Genomic DNA, 14,620 nt, shown 5'->3' on the forward strand with positions numbered 1-14,620 from the left:
GGATTAACTCGTTCTTTGGCACAAGAATTGCCGAATGGTATGGCAGCTATACCCCTTAATCCAGGGATTATTCATACAGATATGCTCTCTATTAGCTTTGGAGAAGAAGCTGCTAATTATACACCCGTGTCCGATTGGGTATTGAAAGCTGTTCCGTTTATTCTCAATTTAAAACCCAAAGATAACGGGATTCCCTTAAGCATTTCATGAGATTGATCATGCGTGAATTGTTTTGGTTGTATATTATTAACCAATGCAATAGCGATGTCTACGACGGGCTGCGCCTACGCAATTGGCTCAATGTGGTTCAGTTAAGAAAGTTCCTCTGTGAAGGCAAAGGAATAGTTACGAAAAAGCAGGCTGATCTAAACTGTATTGGTTTATCGCCTAGACGCGCAGGAAATTAGTACAATTTTTAGATACTGGAGTTTTCAGCAGGAAAAAGATTTGAGCCAAAGTCTACCTATAGCACTAAGCCGAAAACTGAAAATTACGATTCTAACAGTAGGTTCAAGAGGAGATTTGCAACCATACTGCGCTTTGGCTATTGGCTTGAAACGTGCTGGGCATGAAGTAACGGTTGCAACGCATGAGAACTTTGAGTTATTTGTTAGAAAGTTCGATTTAAAGTGATAAAACCCTGAAACCCTTATTTATCAATATAATTAACATTATTTACTAACATTTTAGGGTTTTAGCAATAATTTTGGCTTTTAACCTTATTTTTTAAGCCAAATTTTGATGTTTAACTAATAATTTGGCATAACAGGTACTGAAGAACCTTAATTATTTAATTGTTAATTAACGAGTACAGAGCCAACAATGATTCTCTGAATGAGTGGTCAACTTTCGTAGTGGTGGGTTCAAGCCCTCACTAATTGTAACTGCGAATTGCGAATTGGTTTGACTGGTTTTTGGTTTATTGAGCAAGCCTCCGAATACGAGCCACCCCTGGAACTAGAGGATTTTCTGGGGAAAAAGCAATTACCTTTATGTTTTGGATTTGGGAGCATGACGATGCCGAATTCAGAATATCTCACACACTACATTGTGGAAGCTTTGAAGAAAACACATCAGAGCAATTACCAATTCGCAATTCGCAATTCGCAGTTAGTACCCCATGTCTTCAGGCAAGGGTTTGAAAATTTATGCAATGCATTTCTTCATCTTCCATTAATAAATTAAAGGGGCTTGTATCCCAACGGCTCAATTATTTAATTACGTCTGCAATTGCGAATTGCGAATTGCGAATTGCGAATTGTTCGATCAGGCTGGGGCGACGTTGGAAGAACGGTGAATATAAAAGATTCGCTACGAGTGTTTGTGATCAAGGAAGTTCCCCATGATTGGTTGTTTCCTCAAGTGCCAGCAGTAGTGCATCACGCAGGAGCTAGTACAACGGCGGCAGTGTTACGTGCAGGGACACCATCAGTTACCGTACCCTTTTTTGCAGATCAGCCAGTTTGGGGTGAAAAGCTAACTCGGTTAGGAGTCAGCCCTGCGCCGATACCGTACAAGAAAGTGTCAGATAAAACTTTAGCAGCAGCGATTGAAGTAGTACTGGGCGATGAGGTGATGCGGAAGAAAGCACAAGAGTTGGGTGAGAAAATCAGGGGTGAAGATGGTGTGGCGAATGCAGTTGAAGCATTTCATCGGCATTTGGGTTTGATTGGGTGAGAAATCCCAGACAATTAAAATACATCATCACTGACATCTATAAGTTGTGCTTCTCTCAATTGTAATCGTTGCCATTAGGAGCAGACAGTTGAATCACCTCAGTAAAACGTGAATATTTAACCGCATCGGTAGGGGGATAATCTGCCGACACTGCAATTAACCCAATTTTGATATCATCGAAATAAATCACACCCCCAATACGTCCTTCAACTTGAAAAGCCCCATGAAATAAACGATAGTTTGGAATGTAGATCAGGAAAAAGCCAGTAATCTTGATTGGCCTGCCAAACATCTTCTGACAAGTTTTGTAGAGGACATAACAAGTTTCTTGCAAAAATGGCATCAGGGCAGAACAAGCCCAACGGACTAACCGTGATTTTACCGGAGCAAGCGATCGCCTTTGTAGAGGATCTGCCGATTGAAAAGTTTCACGGTATAGGAGAAGTTACGGCGGCTAAGATGCACTCATATCAAATCCGGTTAAATGCACGTAGTAAAACTTCTATTTGTTTGCGGCCACCAATGGTAATAAGTTAGACCACGGATTAGATCCTGGTCATCAGATATGACGGGAGCAACGTTGAAATAAAGCCTCTTCTAAGTGATCTAAAGAATCAAAGGACTCGTTAGCGATCGCTTCATTAGTTACTGGCCATAACCTTTCTGCGGGTTGAAGTTCAGGAGAATGTGAAGGCATAAATATAATGTGAATACCTTGCGGGACTTCTAGTTCGCGGCTAGTATGCCATCCAGCTTGATCCATTGCCAGAACAATCTGCTTGTTTTTGCCAACCTCAAAATGTTTAGCGAAGTTGGCTAAAACAAGATTAAATATATCGGTTCGCACGTAAGGTAGAATCCACGCCTTTTGTCTGGCCTGATTCAGGATGTACAAAACCATACAACCACAACCACTGATATCGCCAATTAACCGGAGCAATCGGTTGTTCTCCAGATGGTGCCCATACTTTTCGTAATACGGGCTTAAGTCCAGCCCTTTCAACGCGTTAATTTGTACTAGATTTTTCGACTCTGAATTAATAAACTCCGTGGGTTTAAGTCCCCCGGTTCAAAAAATAGGTAAGTTTTGGGTCGGGGTCAAATCCCCTTACAATAACTTTACTTCCGACTTCCGACTTCCGACTTCCGACTTCTTTACGAGATTTTCTGGCACAAAATGCTCAATGAAAGACCCCATATTTTGATTGTCTTTGATGTTGTGATCGCCCAGGAGTAAGGTTAAGCTAAAGTTATAAAATATTTAAAAAACAGTTAAAATATCTTCGATCTGATTATATTAGAAACATTTATGATTAGTTACAAAAATTCACTTGATCTGCGAATTCACTATTTGCCTGTTGGTTGAAGTAGTTAGCAAAATCTTTTCCAGTTCTTGACTTTTAATGTCTACTGTTGAATTACTGACGAGAAAGAGCAAAAGGCTTTGCATCATGAAAAATTACCCTAAAACTATTCTGTCAACTGTTGTTGTAAGCATTTTGGCATTTGGTGGTTATATCCAAACAACGTATGCCGATCAATTACCATCTCATCTTTTAGCTACATCACAGTCTGCTAGCGGGGTCCAAATTGCTGAAGTGGATAGCCCTCATGATCGTGATAGTGGTCATGAAGATGGGGATAGAGAAGCTAGTGATGGTAGAAGAGTGTCTGTGACAAGAACGCATAGAAGAAATCAAGCTAAGTATCATTTAGTACACGATAAAAAATATCATCACGCAAGGAGGCACCACAGCTAAGTTTAGGATGTGATGTTATCTGACGAATGGCACGCTTATAAACGTGAAACTCTTGGCAGGAATGAGATTAGGGTTGCAGGTAGTGGTGTGTAGGAAAAAGCGTTGTATGTTTTATATTCTTCGTTCGGTTCTTAGTTTTTGACCAATATCCCCTACCCCCTCACACCCTAGAGATCCTTATACCTTATGGATTTGGCAAAAACAAACGTGCTGTCATCTTACTTATAGCGAAAGATTGAGAAAGACAAATATCATGAAGAAGATATTAAACAGGGTTCCAGAGGTGACAATTTACTTCTGGATTATTAAGGTTCTGGCAACCACGCTAGGTGAAACCGCAGCAGATTTTCTGTCAGCAACCCTGAATCTGGGTTTAGGTATTACATCTGACATTATGAGCGGCGTGTTACTGGTTGCGCTGTTGAATCAGTTTAAGCTGAAACGCTATGTTCCAGCAAGTTTCTGGTTTGTGGTCGTTTTGATAAGTATCGTTGGCACTCTGATCACTGATAGATTGGTAGACGAGCTTGGAGTTAGTTTGATGACAACTACTGTAATTTTTAGTGTTTCCTTGTTGGTAGTTTTTGCGCTGTGGTATTCAAACGAAAAGACATTAGCCATGCACTCCATCAATACAGCTAAAAGAGAGCTTTTCTATTGGGTGGCTGTTTTGTTTACCTTTGCCTTGGGCACTGCAACAGGAGACCTTTTAGCAGAAGCTTTGAAAGTGGGTTATGCACAATCAGCACTGATATTTGGCGCTTCAATTGCAATCATAGCGACCGGTTATTATTACTTTCGGATGAATGCAGTTTTGGCATTCTGGTTAGCTTACATCTTGACTCGTCCACTTGGAGCATCTATGGGTGATTTACTATCCCAATCTGCTACAAATGGTGGCTTTGGTTTAGGTACGGTTGGGACTAGTATGATTTTTCTTTCTATAATTGCGAGTCTGGTTATTTACTTAAGCCTTAAGCAGAAGAAACCAGCCTTACTGCCAATTGACCGACAAGACTGATTAGCGATCGCCTTCTCGAACGAATGGCATTTTTCTGTTTGTGAAGAGGCGATTTTGTTAGCAATTTGCGATTACCTAAGCTATGTGTTGACTGTTCAATAGCTTTCAATGTAGTGCTTATTCCACATAGCTTAGAGCTTTTCAAGCGTGCCATTGATATCTTAATTGTTTCTAGCAGACTGCGCTAATCTGAATTATGATGACTGACTATTTTTCTTGTGAAAAATAAATGAACAAAGTTGCAAAAGTCACAATTTTCTTCTGGATCATGAAGATCATCGCCACGACGCTCGGCGAGACGGCAGGTGACTTTATATCAATGTCTCTCGGACTGGGGTATTACGTAGCCTTTGCCATAACGTTCGCCATTCTGGCTATTCTCCTGTTTTTTCAAATTCAATCGGACAGATATCGTCCAGTGCTTTACTGGGTGGCGATCATTGCGACAACCACAGCCGGAACCGAAGTTTCAGACCTGATGGATCGATCTCTCGGGCTGGGCTACGCAGTGGGATCGCTGATTCTGGTAGCCGGTCTGTTGAGCGTTCTTGCCATCTGGTACTACCGGGATCGAGATTTGAGCGTTTATCCGATCATCAGGAAAGACGCAGAGACCACCTATTGGCTGGCTGTCGTGTTCTCCAACAGTTTGGGAACGGCCTTTGGTGACTTTCTGACAAGCAACTTGGGACTGAGCTATATCCAGGGCGCATTCGTGACAGCCAGTGTCATTGGTGTTGTCATCGCCCTTCACTACGTAACAAAGTTGAGCGATATTCTCCTATTCTGGCTGGCGTTCATCTTCACGCGACCCTTTGGAGCCACCTTCGGAGATTTTCTGACCAAACCAGTCAAAAATGGCGGTCTATCACTGCCAAGGGGCTATGCTTCGGCGATCGCCTTTATCATGCTGGCAGTTGTCCTATTCTTTTCCGTGCGAAAGGAGAAAAAAGTGCGTCACCCAATTGAGTGATGCGTTTAAGCAGATGGATGACCATAGCATAAAGATATGAGAATTTTAATAATTGAAGATGACGATCGCATCGCTAAACCCTTAGCCGAAGATTTAAAACACCAGCATCATGCTGTTGATATTGCTTGTGATGGGATTGAAGGTTGGGAATATGCCGAAGCAGGTAATTATGATTTCATTTTATTAGATTTAATGTTGCCGCACTTAGATGGAATTACTCTCTGTAAACGGTTACGTGCTGCTAAATGTAATGCTTTTATTTTGATGTTGACAGCACGAGATACAACACCAGATAAAATAACTGGACTCGATGCTGGTGCCGATGATTATTTAGTTAAACCATTTGAACTAGAAGAATTAGCAGCACGAATTAGAGCTTTATGTCGGAGAAGCCCAGAAACTCACCAACTAATTTTAATTCACGGTGATTTACAATTAGACCCTAATAATTATCATGTGACTTATGCAAGTAAACGTTTATCATTAACACATAAAGAATACATGATATTAGAATGCTTTTTGAAAAATCCTACTCAAGTTTTAACTCGCTCGGCAATTTTAGATAAATTGTGGGAGTTTGATAAATTATCCGGGGAAGAAACCGTTAAAACTCATATGACAAATTTAAGAAAGAAACTCAGAGCGGTAGGAAGTTCAGAGGATTTTATCGAAACTGTTTATGGTTTTGGTTATCGCCTGTGTCCTAAATAAATGCAAATTTAGCTGATGTTTGAAAAAATTCGCCGTCGTTTACTGTTGTCTTATTTAATCGTTTTATCATTAATCTTAGGTGGATTTGCAATTGCTGTTCGGATTGTCTTCACCCATAGCCTCTATAAACAACAAACACAAAAACTTGCTGCATTAGCACAAGTTGGTGCTGCTAATGCCGAGTTTGATAACGGTAAAATTAGAATTGAAAATGACTTCCCTCAAGATAAATTGTTTAAAAATCATCAAGAATTAAACTGGTTTGATACTAAAGGTAATCTCATCGCAAAAGAGGGACAAGATATATTAAGTTTACCTACTCATGTAAAAGAAGGAGAAGAAATTAATCCAGTTGGTAAAAATCGCATTCAATCTGTTACTTTACCCATTATTAATAGTGATGATAAACAGTTCATTGGATATGTAAGAGCAAGTCAATCTCTAGAAGAATTCGATGAAACTTTAAATAAATTAGATTTGGGGTTAGGCGGTGGAATTGTTGTAGCTTTGATTATTAGTAGTGCTGGTGGAGTTTGGCTGACTCGTCAAGCGATGCAACCAATTGAAGAAAGCTTTGAACGATTAAAACAGTTTACTGCTGACGCTTCCCATGAACTCCGCAGTCCTTTAATGGCGATTAAAAGTAATGCAGGGGTAGCACTCAAGTATCCAGAGGGAATGCGAGAAACTGACGCAGAAAAATTTCAGGCTATTTCTAGTGCTACTAACCAAATGACTCGACTTACAGAAGACTTACTATTTTTAGCTCGTTATGATAATATTCCTAACCACATCAAAGAAACTGTTAATCTTAGTTCAATTTTAAATAACTTAATGCAACTATATCAGCCGCAAGTAATGGCTAAAGAAATTCATCTGAAAAGTCAATTGACTGAAAAGCTTTATCTGTTAGGCGATCCGAATCAGATAACACGATTATTTAGTAACTTAATTCAAAACGCTATACATTACACACCGTCAAAAGGGACAATAGAAATCACAGCTAATCGTAGTGTTTCCCATCTAGTAGTTAATGTCCAAGATACGGGTGTAGGAATTGCACCACGAGATTTAGAAAATATTTTTGAGCGTTTTTGGCGAGCAGATAAATCACGTTCTTATAATTCTGGTGGTTCTGGTTTGGGATTGGCTATTGCTCAAGCTATTGCTGAGAATCACGGTGGATTAATTACTGCCACAAGTCAATTGGGAATTGGTAGTTGTTTTACTGTGCATTTCCCAGCATTTTCACTTAATTAATGTTTATAAAAATGTCTTATTAAGTATCAGAATCTAGCTATATTAACCATAAAGACTAAAACTTTTAAAATTGTCACCCCTTTAATAAAAAGCGGCGGGAAACTCCACCCCAGGTGTCTGTAGAGGGATAGCCGCCCCGCCGCTTTAGTCATTAGTCAAAAGTCATTGGTCATTGGTCATTGGTACTAATGACTAATGACTAATGACTAAAAACTCCATCCCGCAAGTGGCGTGGAGTTTTTTATTAACTCAAATATTTCGGAACTCCTGGTACTACACTGACAGTTTCTCTCAAAGGTGTTGAAATTCCAGGTGAAGCACAGACTTTAGTATACTCTGTTTCTTTTAGAGGTGTTGGTATGACTATAGACATACCACTTAAGTCAGTAATAATTCAAACCTATGCTATGTAATCATCAACTATGGGCGGAATTAAGAAACTAGACGAAAGAGAACTGAGACAAGTATCAGGGTGATAATAATATCAAGCGATCGCACAAGCGCTCAAAAGTCAGTTTACGCGATCGCTTTTATAGTTCTGCCCTTCCATATAAATCCAAAGCCTGTAAACCTACCAGGGCGGCCGCATCATGTCAATAAGAGCAGTATATTCTCAATAGAGTCTAAATCAATCTCATTAACTTATGCTTCTTGCTAAAACTTTAGGCGTTGGCTAGCAAGAACCGCAGGCATCGCTTTGAGTTCTGCAAACTAGACCAAGCGAGAAATACTGATTCTTTCGTTGATTCTTAATCTTGGTCGTGGTCAAGAGTAATTTAGATGCGTTTGCCCTGGTAAACCTACGCTTAACAGATTCAGGTAAATCTTTTCGAGTTCTTTACTTTTAGTGTGTAAAGTGCAACTACTTAGCAGAGATTACTGATTGATAACCATAAATTTGAGTTTTAGTTGTGCTATTGAACAGTGGTTGAAAAACATAACTCAACATCCATCTCTTGCTTGGCTTTTCCCTATCTCTACCTTTAGCGATATAGAAAGCTGATTTCAGTAGAATCTGTCAATAATATTGTACTAAATTTCCAAGTTCTTAACTTTTGTTATCCAGACTAAATTTGCTCACTATATTTTTCAGGAAGGTTAACATGAAAAAGCTAATTCATGCTGTTGCATTAACTTTAATAATTGCGTCTTTATCATCTGCTGCCTATGGCACAAACACGACGAAAAATAGCAGATTTCCTAACATTGTTGGAGCAGTGCAATTCCCTCAAAATAAGGCGAAAGTTGTCAGAGATTCTTTGCAGCTAAAAATTCCTCAAGATAGCAGAGCTTTATCCCAAATGACTATTGCTGTACCTCAAGGTTTAACTGTAAAGAATGATATTAACTTATCTGACCAGTCTGGTCAAAAAATTGCTGCCAATATTACTGTCAATGGTAGAACCATTGCAATTGCTTTCCCTCAACAGGTAGCTCCTGGAACTGAACTTAACATTGATCTCAATCGTGTCTTAATCTCAGGAACTTCTAATGCTTGGCTCTATCCGGTTTCTGTCAGACTTGTGGGGCTGAATGCAGATATCCCAGTGGGTGTATTTCGGCTACGAATTTACTAACAGGTGTTTTTAGTAAAAAGTTGCACAGCAATTTTAGCCGTGATGGTTGTGATCAGAGGAGTATGACTGCGGGTGTCACGTGTATTAGTATTGTCTTTATGCATAACAATTGAGTCGCTAGGATGTTTAAGCTCTAGAAGTTCTCAATTTATCCCGCAAAAGCTATGAGTATGGTCAAACTGGTTTGGTGGCGGCTTTGCTTCCCGCGTTGAGATTGTGTCAGGATTAACAGGTAATGAACGAGTTGTAGCTAAAGGGGCTTACGGATTGGCAGATGGTACTGCTATACAAGAGGTGAAACAATGATTCGTTTTACCAAACTACTACAATTTCAAGCAAAAGCGATTTACCTAATATTTGTGTTCATGGCAATTTTAGGTATATTATCTTACAGTAATCTGCCCAGTGGAGTTTATCCCGAATTATCCTTTCCTCGGATTGCCGTAATTGCTGAAGCTGGGAATGTTGTAGCTGTAGCTGAGGCAGTACAGCAGGAGATTAAGTCGCTGGAAAAAAGCTTGCCGCCAGGAGTGCAAATCGCTAAAGCTTACGATGAATCTGGATTAGTTGTAGACGCGATCGCTAATGTCCGCGATTCTATTGCTATTGGTATTGTCCTGATTATCATTGTACTATACGTATTTTTACGAGAATGGCGTAGTACAGTAATTGCTGCCATCACTATTCCTCTGTCTGCACTTGCGGCCTTTGGGGTGTTATCCTTCGTTGGTCAAAGTCTGAATCTCATGTCTTTGGGAGGACTAGCGGTAGCCATTGGTTTGGTAATTGATGATGCGATTGTGGTAATTGAAAACATCGACCGCCAACTGCAAAAAGACTTGAACTCAACCGCAGCTGTCGCCGCAGCAATGGCTGAATTAACTGAACCCGTAATTAGTTCCACGATCACCACAGTAGCAGTGTTTCTGCCTTTGGGACTGTTATCAGGTGTTGCCGGACAGTTTTTTACTAGTTTGACCACTACCTTAACTGCTGCGGTTGGTTTCTCTCTACTGTTGGCGCTGACTCTTACTCCTCTACTAGCAGCAAGCTGGCTGCGGCGTCAGTCAAATCACTCAGAACCCAAATTGTTAGTTAAGCTGGACAATGCTTATACGCGGCTACTGCGTGTTGTGTTTGGAAAAGCGCGTTGGGTTGGTGCGATCGCACTGTCTCTACTAGCAGTAGGGGCAGTATTATTTACTCAGCTAGGTTCGGATTTTTTACCAACCTTTGATGAAGGCAGTTACATCATTGATTACCTCACACCACCAGGAACATCCTTAACTGAAACGGACTTTCTCGCACGCCAATTGGAAGAAATTATCGGCAAAACCCCTGAAGTCACAAATTGGACACGACGTACAGGTGCAGAAAATGGTTTATTTGCGACTCAGCCGAATAAAGGTGATATTATTGTCGTCCTCAAACCACTGAGGCAGCGTCAACGCCAAGTCTTTGATATCATCGAAGCTCAACGACAAGATATTTCTAAAAAGTTACCCCAGTTAAATATTGACTTTCACCAAATCCTACAAGATGAACTTAACGACCTTTCTGGTGCAGCTAGTCCTGTAGAAGTGCGAATCTTTGGCGAAGAACCAGGTATTCTGCGTAAATTAGGAGAGCAAGTTCAAGCCCGTATTGATAATATTCCTGGTTTGGTAGACTTGGTGTCTAGTGGTGGAGTGATCTTACCGCAATTAGATATGCGCGTTGATTCCATACAAGCTGGACAGTTAGGATTAACAGAATCAGACGTTGCACAGCAAGTACAGGATGGCTTGTTTGGACGGGTAGCAACTCAGATTCGTCAGGGTGACAAGTTAGTAGATGTGCGGGTTCACCTTTTAGACAGTGTGCGTCGAGATCCGCAACAACTAGACCAAATCCCAATTGTCGGTACGAATGGCATCATATTACCGCTTTCTGCCATAGCTAAGATCAAATCAATAACAGGCGAAGAAGCGATTCTGCGTGAGAACCAGCAGCGTTACATTTCTTTTAACGGTGGTGTAGAAAAACCTAGCGTGGTTCGGTTGTCCAAGATATCAATAAAAAATTAGCCGGATTCAAACTACCTCAAGGCTACATCCTCTCAGTCGGTGGATTAATTGCTTCTCAGCAGCAGTCTTTCTCACAATTACTGATGGTCATGGGTTTAGGAGTATTGCTAGTCTATCTGGTGCTGGTTATACAGTTCCGTGACTTACTACAACCACTAGTAATTTTTACGACAATTCCCTTAGCGCTTTTAGGAGTAGTGCTGAGTTTGTGGGTTACTCAGACACCACTGAATGTCTCATCGTTTATGGGGATTATTTTGCTGGTGGGTTTAGTGGTAAAAAATGGAATTATTTTGTTGGAATATATCAACCGTTTACGTTTAGAGGGTCATACTCTAGAATCTGCTTTACTTGAAGCTGGTCGTGTCCGGCTGCGACCAATTTTGATGACCACACTCTGTACTATTCTGGGTTTAATGCCTTTAGCTTTGGGTTTAGGTGCGGGATCAGAATTGCAAAAGCCATTAGCGATCGCCGTTATCGGTGGGCTTTCACTTTCTACTATTTTTACCCTAGTATTTGTCCCAGTTGTGTTTCGTATCGTTTCTCGATTTCAGCGTTAAAATGCTATGCAAATTATCATGTATCTGACAACTGTTCTGTTAAATCTTTTACTTTAGGTATGATTTTACCATCTTTAGTTAACTTAAATTGTAGCCCCCGCCACTCAATTGTAGTGCCAAAAAAACAATAGCACCAGATTGCAAAACTCATCAAGTCTCGTAAAATTATAAGCCAGAAATATTTTTTAGCGCTCGAATCTTGAAGATATTTGACACCAACAATCCAGCCCATTATTAAACGTACTATCCAGGTAATAGCTAGTCCAAACCAACACAAAATAGACCCTTTTATAGTTATTGTTAGTATTAAGCTAGTGATGTTTCCGTAAGTAAAAACTAGTCCAAAATAACCCCAAGGACGAGAAACTCGAATACCGCGCAACCAGCGAATCTGACGCTGAATAGAATCAATCAAGGTGTTAGCAAATAATATGTGTTCTACTATATAGTTAGAAAGCATGACCTTGTAACCCATTTGGGCAGTTAGATAGCCAAGTTGGAAATCGTCTGCGAGATAATCGGCGATCGCTTCAAATCCCCCGATTGCTTTTAGCACTTCTCGACGAATTACAATTGTTGAACCGAGTGCGAACTTCATACCCTCTAACTGTTTGCTGGTAATAGCACCTGCGTTAAAATCGCAAGCAGTCCCAACCGCTTCTAACTTTTCTACCCATCCCTGTGCTACAGAACGATATAAACAGGTGACAACACCAACATTCTTATTATGTAGTGGTTGAACAACTCGCTGCAAGTAGTCTTTCCCAACTCGGATGTCGCTATCAGCAATAACTAGGATTTCGTATTTTGCGAAAGATAAAGCATTTGCCAGATTACTCACCTTTAGGTTTGTACCAATAATGCGATCGCAGACTATTAACTGAATATCTAGTCTCGGAAAGTCTTGGATAATTTGTTTGACTACATCTATTCCAGGATCTTGTGGGCTGCGGACGCTGAAGATAATCTGGTAAGTTGAATATTCCTGTCGGCAAAATGTTGCCAAATTTCCGTAGATATCTCTGTCCAGTCCGCAAATTGGCTTCAGGATAGTAATGGGTGGATAAAAATTGGGAGCATATATATGGGATTCTCCGAAGGTGACAACTGCTGAATAGATTGAGTAACAATAAAATAGGATAGCTGACAAGCAAAGAATTACTATTAAAACGTCAATAATTTTCAGGTTGATATTTGTCAAAAAAGCAGATGCAAAAATTTCCATTGACTTAAAGCATTAATCTCCCGATTTCGTCGATAAATATTGATTACAGACCATCAGTATCTACTTTCACTAAAGCAAGTTTAACGTCTGTAGTTATATGATGTATTTCGGGGTTTGCGATCTGAATTTAAAGATAAAAAGTCAAGAACTCGGAAAGAATTGGCTTTTTGAGAAGGAATGACATTATTTTGGGATTATTCCAGAAAGTTTCAAAATCACAATTAGAAACCAGGACAGTCAGCGATTATTTGCTATTTATCGGTGACTGCTAATAACTTAAAACCTTTCGCCAATACCAAGACCATAACCGTAGCCAGTACCGTTTTTGTTCAGCACCTCCGCCGATCTGGTACTACTTCCCAGATCGCTGCCGATATCAAAAAATAGTGCGCCACCTAGACGGAGGACACGGGGGCGATCGCCATTCGTTTTCCCTGTTTCAAAGGTCTTAATATCATTATTTTTGCCATCAAAAATCAACGAAATCGAGCTACGGCGAAAAAGATTAGTTGTGTAAGAAGTCCGGTAGGGGTCTCCCGCAATCCAGGGATCTGTAAATCGCAGGTCAAACAGCAAATCCCTCTGTCCCACCTGTACTTCCGCACCCAATTTTTGGTTTTTTCCGTTTAGGTTTTGCTGTTGATAGCTAACAGTGCCAAACAGTCCACTAGCAGAACTAATGCCACCCCCAACTGCAACCGAACCGCCACTGCGTTCGGCCACATTCACCACTACATCTACTTTGCTGGGGTCAGTGCTAGGGTCAAGGGAGACATTTACATCTTCAAATAGTCCCAGTCCATATACCCGTTGCAAGTCTTTTTGCAGGGTATTACGGTTGAATACCTGTCCCGTGTCAGCAGTTTGTCCATTTGCATTCTTGCATTCGCTTAAAGGAACTGCAATTGCTACTACTGCTACCAATACGGGGAATAGACGCATTTTACTTTACATTCCTCATCGTTACCATATGCGGGACTCCACAAGAGCCACTTAGCGATCGCCTCCGGCTGGGTGTAGCCCATCGCAAAGTAATCATGCTGTTATGCAAAGCAACTGACCACCAAAGCCAAAAATACTGATGAAAGCTATGGCTATAGCTGGATTAGTTGAAATATTCATCGTGTAAATTTATCTGAGATATAGGTTTGTGATTATAAGCAGCAAAGGTCAAGAACTTGGAAAGATTCAGATGAATGACTTAATTTTTTTATGACTTTATTGCTAAAGCGAGTGCAGTATAATTTTTTAAATTGAAGCAAATCTTTCCGAGTTCTTGACTTTTGTTCTCTATAATTGTATTGCTTGAGAGAAGCCCCGCCGTCGGCGATCTAGTAAAAACAAAGGAGGTTGTTGAAAAGAGATGATTCAAGAACCTCGTATTTAGTTCTTAGTTTTTGACCAATATTCCCTACACCCTTACACCCTAGAGATCCTTATACCTTGTGGATTTGGTGAAAACAAGCGTGCCATTCGATTTATCCCACTAATTTTTAGCAGCTAACTTTGGGGCACTGCTCCCAATACAATCGAAGTCTGGTAATATCCGAAAAATAATTGTAAAAGGAAAGGGATATATTTTTGAACACTATAATTTCTCGTAGGATTGGCACAGCTATTGCCTCTGTGTTCATCTCCGGTTTGAGCTTTTGCTTTCAAAATGCGGTAATTAGTGGCACATTACCAAGTCACAACTACCACATAATTAAAAAAATACCTCTGGGTGGAGAAGGAGGATGGGATTACCTGACATTGGATAGTGCAGCCCGTCGCCTATACATTACGCG

16 protein-coding genes and 2 pseudogenes are annotated in these 14,620 nt (G+C 40.4%); 14 read left to right on the forward strand and 4 right to left on the reverse strand.

Going from position 1 to position 14,620, the window contains the following annotated elements; all coding sequences use genetic code 11:
- The 4 genes and pseudogenes from V7L05_RS16925 to V7L05_RS16940 all read left to right on the forward strand — a co-directional run.
- Positions 1-210: pseudogene (locus V7L05_RS16925) on the forward strand (oxidoreductase); the annotation flags it as partial.
- Positions 211-218: 8 nt separating this feature from the next.
- Positions 219-407, forward strand: coding sequence for a hypothetical protein (locus V7L05_RS16930; RefSeq protein ID WP_335165646.1), 189 nt, complete (start codon positions 219-221; stop codon positions 405-407).
- Positions 408-447: 40 nt separating this feature from the next.
- Positions 448-633: a glycosyltransferase gene (locus V7L05_RS16935; RefSeq protein WP_335165649.1), complete on the forward strand. Its 186-nt coding sequence runs from the start codon at positions 448-450 to the stop codon at positions 631-633.
- A gap of 660 nt (positions 634-1,293) precedes the next feature.
- Positions 1,294-1,677 carry a glycosyltransferase gene (locus V7L05_RS16940; protein ID WP_335165651.1) on the forward strand — a complete coding sequence of 128 codons (384 nt, stop codon included), beginning with the start codon at positions 1,294-1,296 and terminating at the stop codon, positions 1,675-1,677.
- Positions 1,678-1,732: 55 nt separating this feature from the next.
- Here V7L05_RS16940 and V7L05_RS16945 read toward each other — a convergent pair whose 3' ends face one another.
- On the reverse strand, positions 1,733-2,020 hold the full coding sequence (locus V7L05_RS16945) for a hypothetical protein (protein WP_335165653.1): 288 nt from the start codon (positions 2,018-2,020) through the stop codon (positions 1,733-1,735).
- Here V7L05_RS16945 and V7L05_RS16950 point away from each other — a divergent pair.
- A complete protein-coding gene (locus V7L05_RS16950) occupies positions 2,014-2,214 on the forward strand; it encodes a hypothetical protein (RefSeq protein WP_335165655.1) in 201 nt (66 codons plus the stop codon). The genes V7L05_RS16945 and V7L05_RS16950 overlap by 7 nt on opposite strands.
- A gap of 22 nt (positions 2,215-2,236) precedes the next feature.
- On the opposite strand, the gene V7L05_RS16955 is transcribed toward V7L05_RS16950, so the two are convergent.
- Positions 2,237-2,617, reverse strand: a complete 381-nt coding sequence (locus tag V7L05_RS16955; protein ID WP_335165657.1) for a transposase — start codon at positions 2,615-2,617, stop codon at positions 2,237-2,239.
- Positions 2,618-3,128: 511 nt separating this feature from the next.
- Between V7L05_RS16955 and V7L05_RS16960 the strand changes: the two genes are divergently transcribed.
- From V7L05_RS16960 to V7L05_RS16995, 8 genes are all read left to right on the forward strand, one after another.
- Positions 3,129-3,437, forward strand: a complete 309-nt coding sequence (locus tag V7L05_RS16960; RefSeq protein ID WP_335165659.1) for a hypothetical protein — start codon at positions 3,129-3,131, stop codon at positions 3,435-3,437.
- Between the two features lie 253 nt (positions 3,438-3,690).
- Positions 3,691-4,458 carry a COG4705 family protein gene (locus V7L05_RS16965; RefSeq protein WP_335165661.1) on the forward strand — a complete coding sequence of 256 codons (768 nt, stop codon included), beginning with the start codon at positions 3,691-3,693 and terminating at the stop codon, positions 4,456-4,458.
- Between the two features lie 229 nt (positions 4,459-4,687).
- Complete coding sequence (locus V7L05_RS16970) at positions 4,688-5,431, forward strand: COG4705 family protein (protein WP_335165663.1); 744 nt, start codon at positions 4,688-4,690, stop codon at positions 5,429-5,431.
- Positions 5,432-5,467: 36 nt separating this feature from the next.
- Positions 5,468-6,142, forward strand: a complete 675-nt coding sequence (locus V7L05_RS16975; RefSeq protein ID WP_335165665.1) for a response regulator transcription factor — start codon at positions 5,468-5,470, stop codon at positions 6,140-6,142.
- A 15-nt stretch (positions 6,143-6,157) separates the two neighbouring features.
- Positions 6,158-7,402, forward strand: a complete 1,245-nt coding sequence (locus tag V7L05_RS16980; RefSeq protein ID WP_335165667.1) for a HAMP domain-containing sensor histidine kinase — start codon at positions 6,158-6,160, stop codon at positions 7,400-7,402.
- 1,103 nt (positions 7,403-8,505) lie between these two features.
- On the forward strand, positions 8,506-8,979 hold the full coding sequence (locus V7L05_RS16985) for a DUF2808 domain-containing protein (protein WP_335165669.1): 474 nt from the start codon (positions 8,506-8,508) through the stop codon (positions 8,977-8,979).
- Positions 8,980-9,281: 302 nt separating this feature from the next.
- The gene (locus V7L05_RS16990; protein ID WP_335165670.1) at positions 9,282-11,045 is read left to right on the forward strand and encodes an efflux RND transporter permease subunit; all 1,764 of its coding nucleotides are present in this window, start codon (positions 9,282-9,284) and stop codon (positions 11,043-11,045) included.
- 26 nt (positions 11,046-11,071) lie between these two features.
- The gene (locus V7L05_RS16995) at positions 11,072-11,608 is read left to right on the forward strand and encodes an efflux RND transporter permease subunit (protein ID WP_335165675.1); all 537 of its coding nucleotides are present in this window, start codon (positions 11,072-11,074) and stop codon (positions 11,606-11,608) included.
- A gap of 16 nt (positions 11,609-11,624) precedes the next feature.
- Here V7L05_RS16995 and hpnI read toward each other — a convergent pair whose 3' ends face one another.
- Positions 11,625-12,833 (reverse strand): bacteriohopanetetrol glucosamine biosynthesis glycosyltransferase HpnI, encoded by a 1,209-nt coding sequence (gene hpnI, locus V7L05_RS17000; RefSeq protein ID WP_335165672.1) that lies wholly within the window; start codon positions 12,831-12,833, stop codon positions 11,625-11,627.
- 378 nt (positions 12,834-13,211) lie between these two features.
- A pseudogene (locus tag V7L05_RS17005) lies at positions 13,212-13,685 on the reverse strand (BamA/TamA family outer membrane protein); the annotation flags it as partial.
- 729 nt (positions 13,686-14,414) lie between these two features.
- Between V7L05_RS17005 and V7L05_RS17010 the strand changes: the two are divergent.
- Positions 14,415-14,620, forward strand: a 206-nt coding sequence (locus V7L05_RS17010; protein ID WP_335165674.1) for a hypothetical protein, incomplete at its 3' end; no start/stop codon positions are given.

The organism is Nostoc sp. (assembly GCF_036917755.1).
Lineage (GTDB): Bacteria > Cyanobacteriota > Cyanobacteriia > Cyanobacteriales > Nostocaceae > Nostoc.

Coding starts and splice junctions, on each gene's coding strand:
- V7L05_RS16930 (WP_335165646.1), top strand. CDS start 219: ATGCGTGAATTGTTTTGGTTGTATATTATTAACCAATGCAATAGCGAT.
- V7L05_RS16950 (WP_335165655.1), top strand. CDS start 2,014: ATGGCATCAGGGCAGAACAAGCCCAACGGACTAACCGTGATTTTACCG.
- V7L05_RS16945 (WP_335165653.1), bottom strand. CDS start 2,020: ATGCCATTTTTGCAAGAAACTTGTTATGTCCTCTACAAAACTTGTCAG.
- V7L05_RS16960 (WP_335165659.1), top strand. CDS start 3,129: ATGAAAAATTACCCTAAAACTATTCTGTCAACTGTTGTTGTAAGCATT.
- V7L05_RS16965 (WP_335165661.1), top strand. CDS start 3,691: ATGAAGAAGATATTAAACAGGGTTCCAGAGGTGACAATTTACTTCTGG.
- V7L05_RS16970 (WP_335165663.1), top strand. CDS start 4,688: ATGAACAAAGTTGCAAAAGTCACAATTTTCTTCTGGATCATGAAGATC.
- V7L05_RS16975 (WP_335165665.1), top strand. CDS start 5,468: ATGAGAATTTTAATAATTGAAGATGACGATCGCATCGCTAAACCCTTA.
- V7L05_RS16980 (WP_335165667.1), top strand. CDS start 6,158: ATGTTTGAAAAAATTCGCCGTCGTTTACTGTTGTCTTATTTAATCGTT.
- V7L05_RS16985 (WP_335165669.1), top strand. CDS start 8,506: ATGAAAAAGCTAATTCATGCTGTTGCATTAACTTTAATAATTGCGTCT.
- V7L05_RS16990 (WP_335165670.1), top strand. CDS start 9,282: ATGATTCGTTTTACCAAACTACTACAATTTCAAGCAAAAGCGATTTAC.
- hpnI (WP_335165672.1), bottom strand. CDS start 12,833: ATGGAAATTTTTGCATCTGCTTTTTTGACAAATATCAACCTGAAAATT.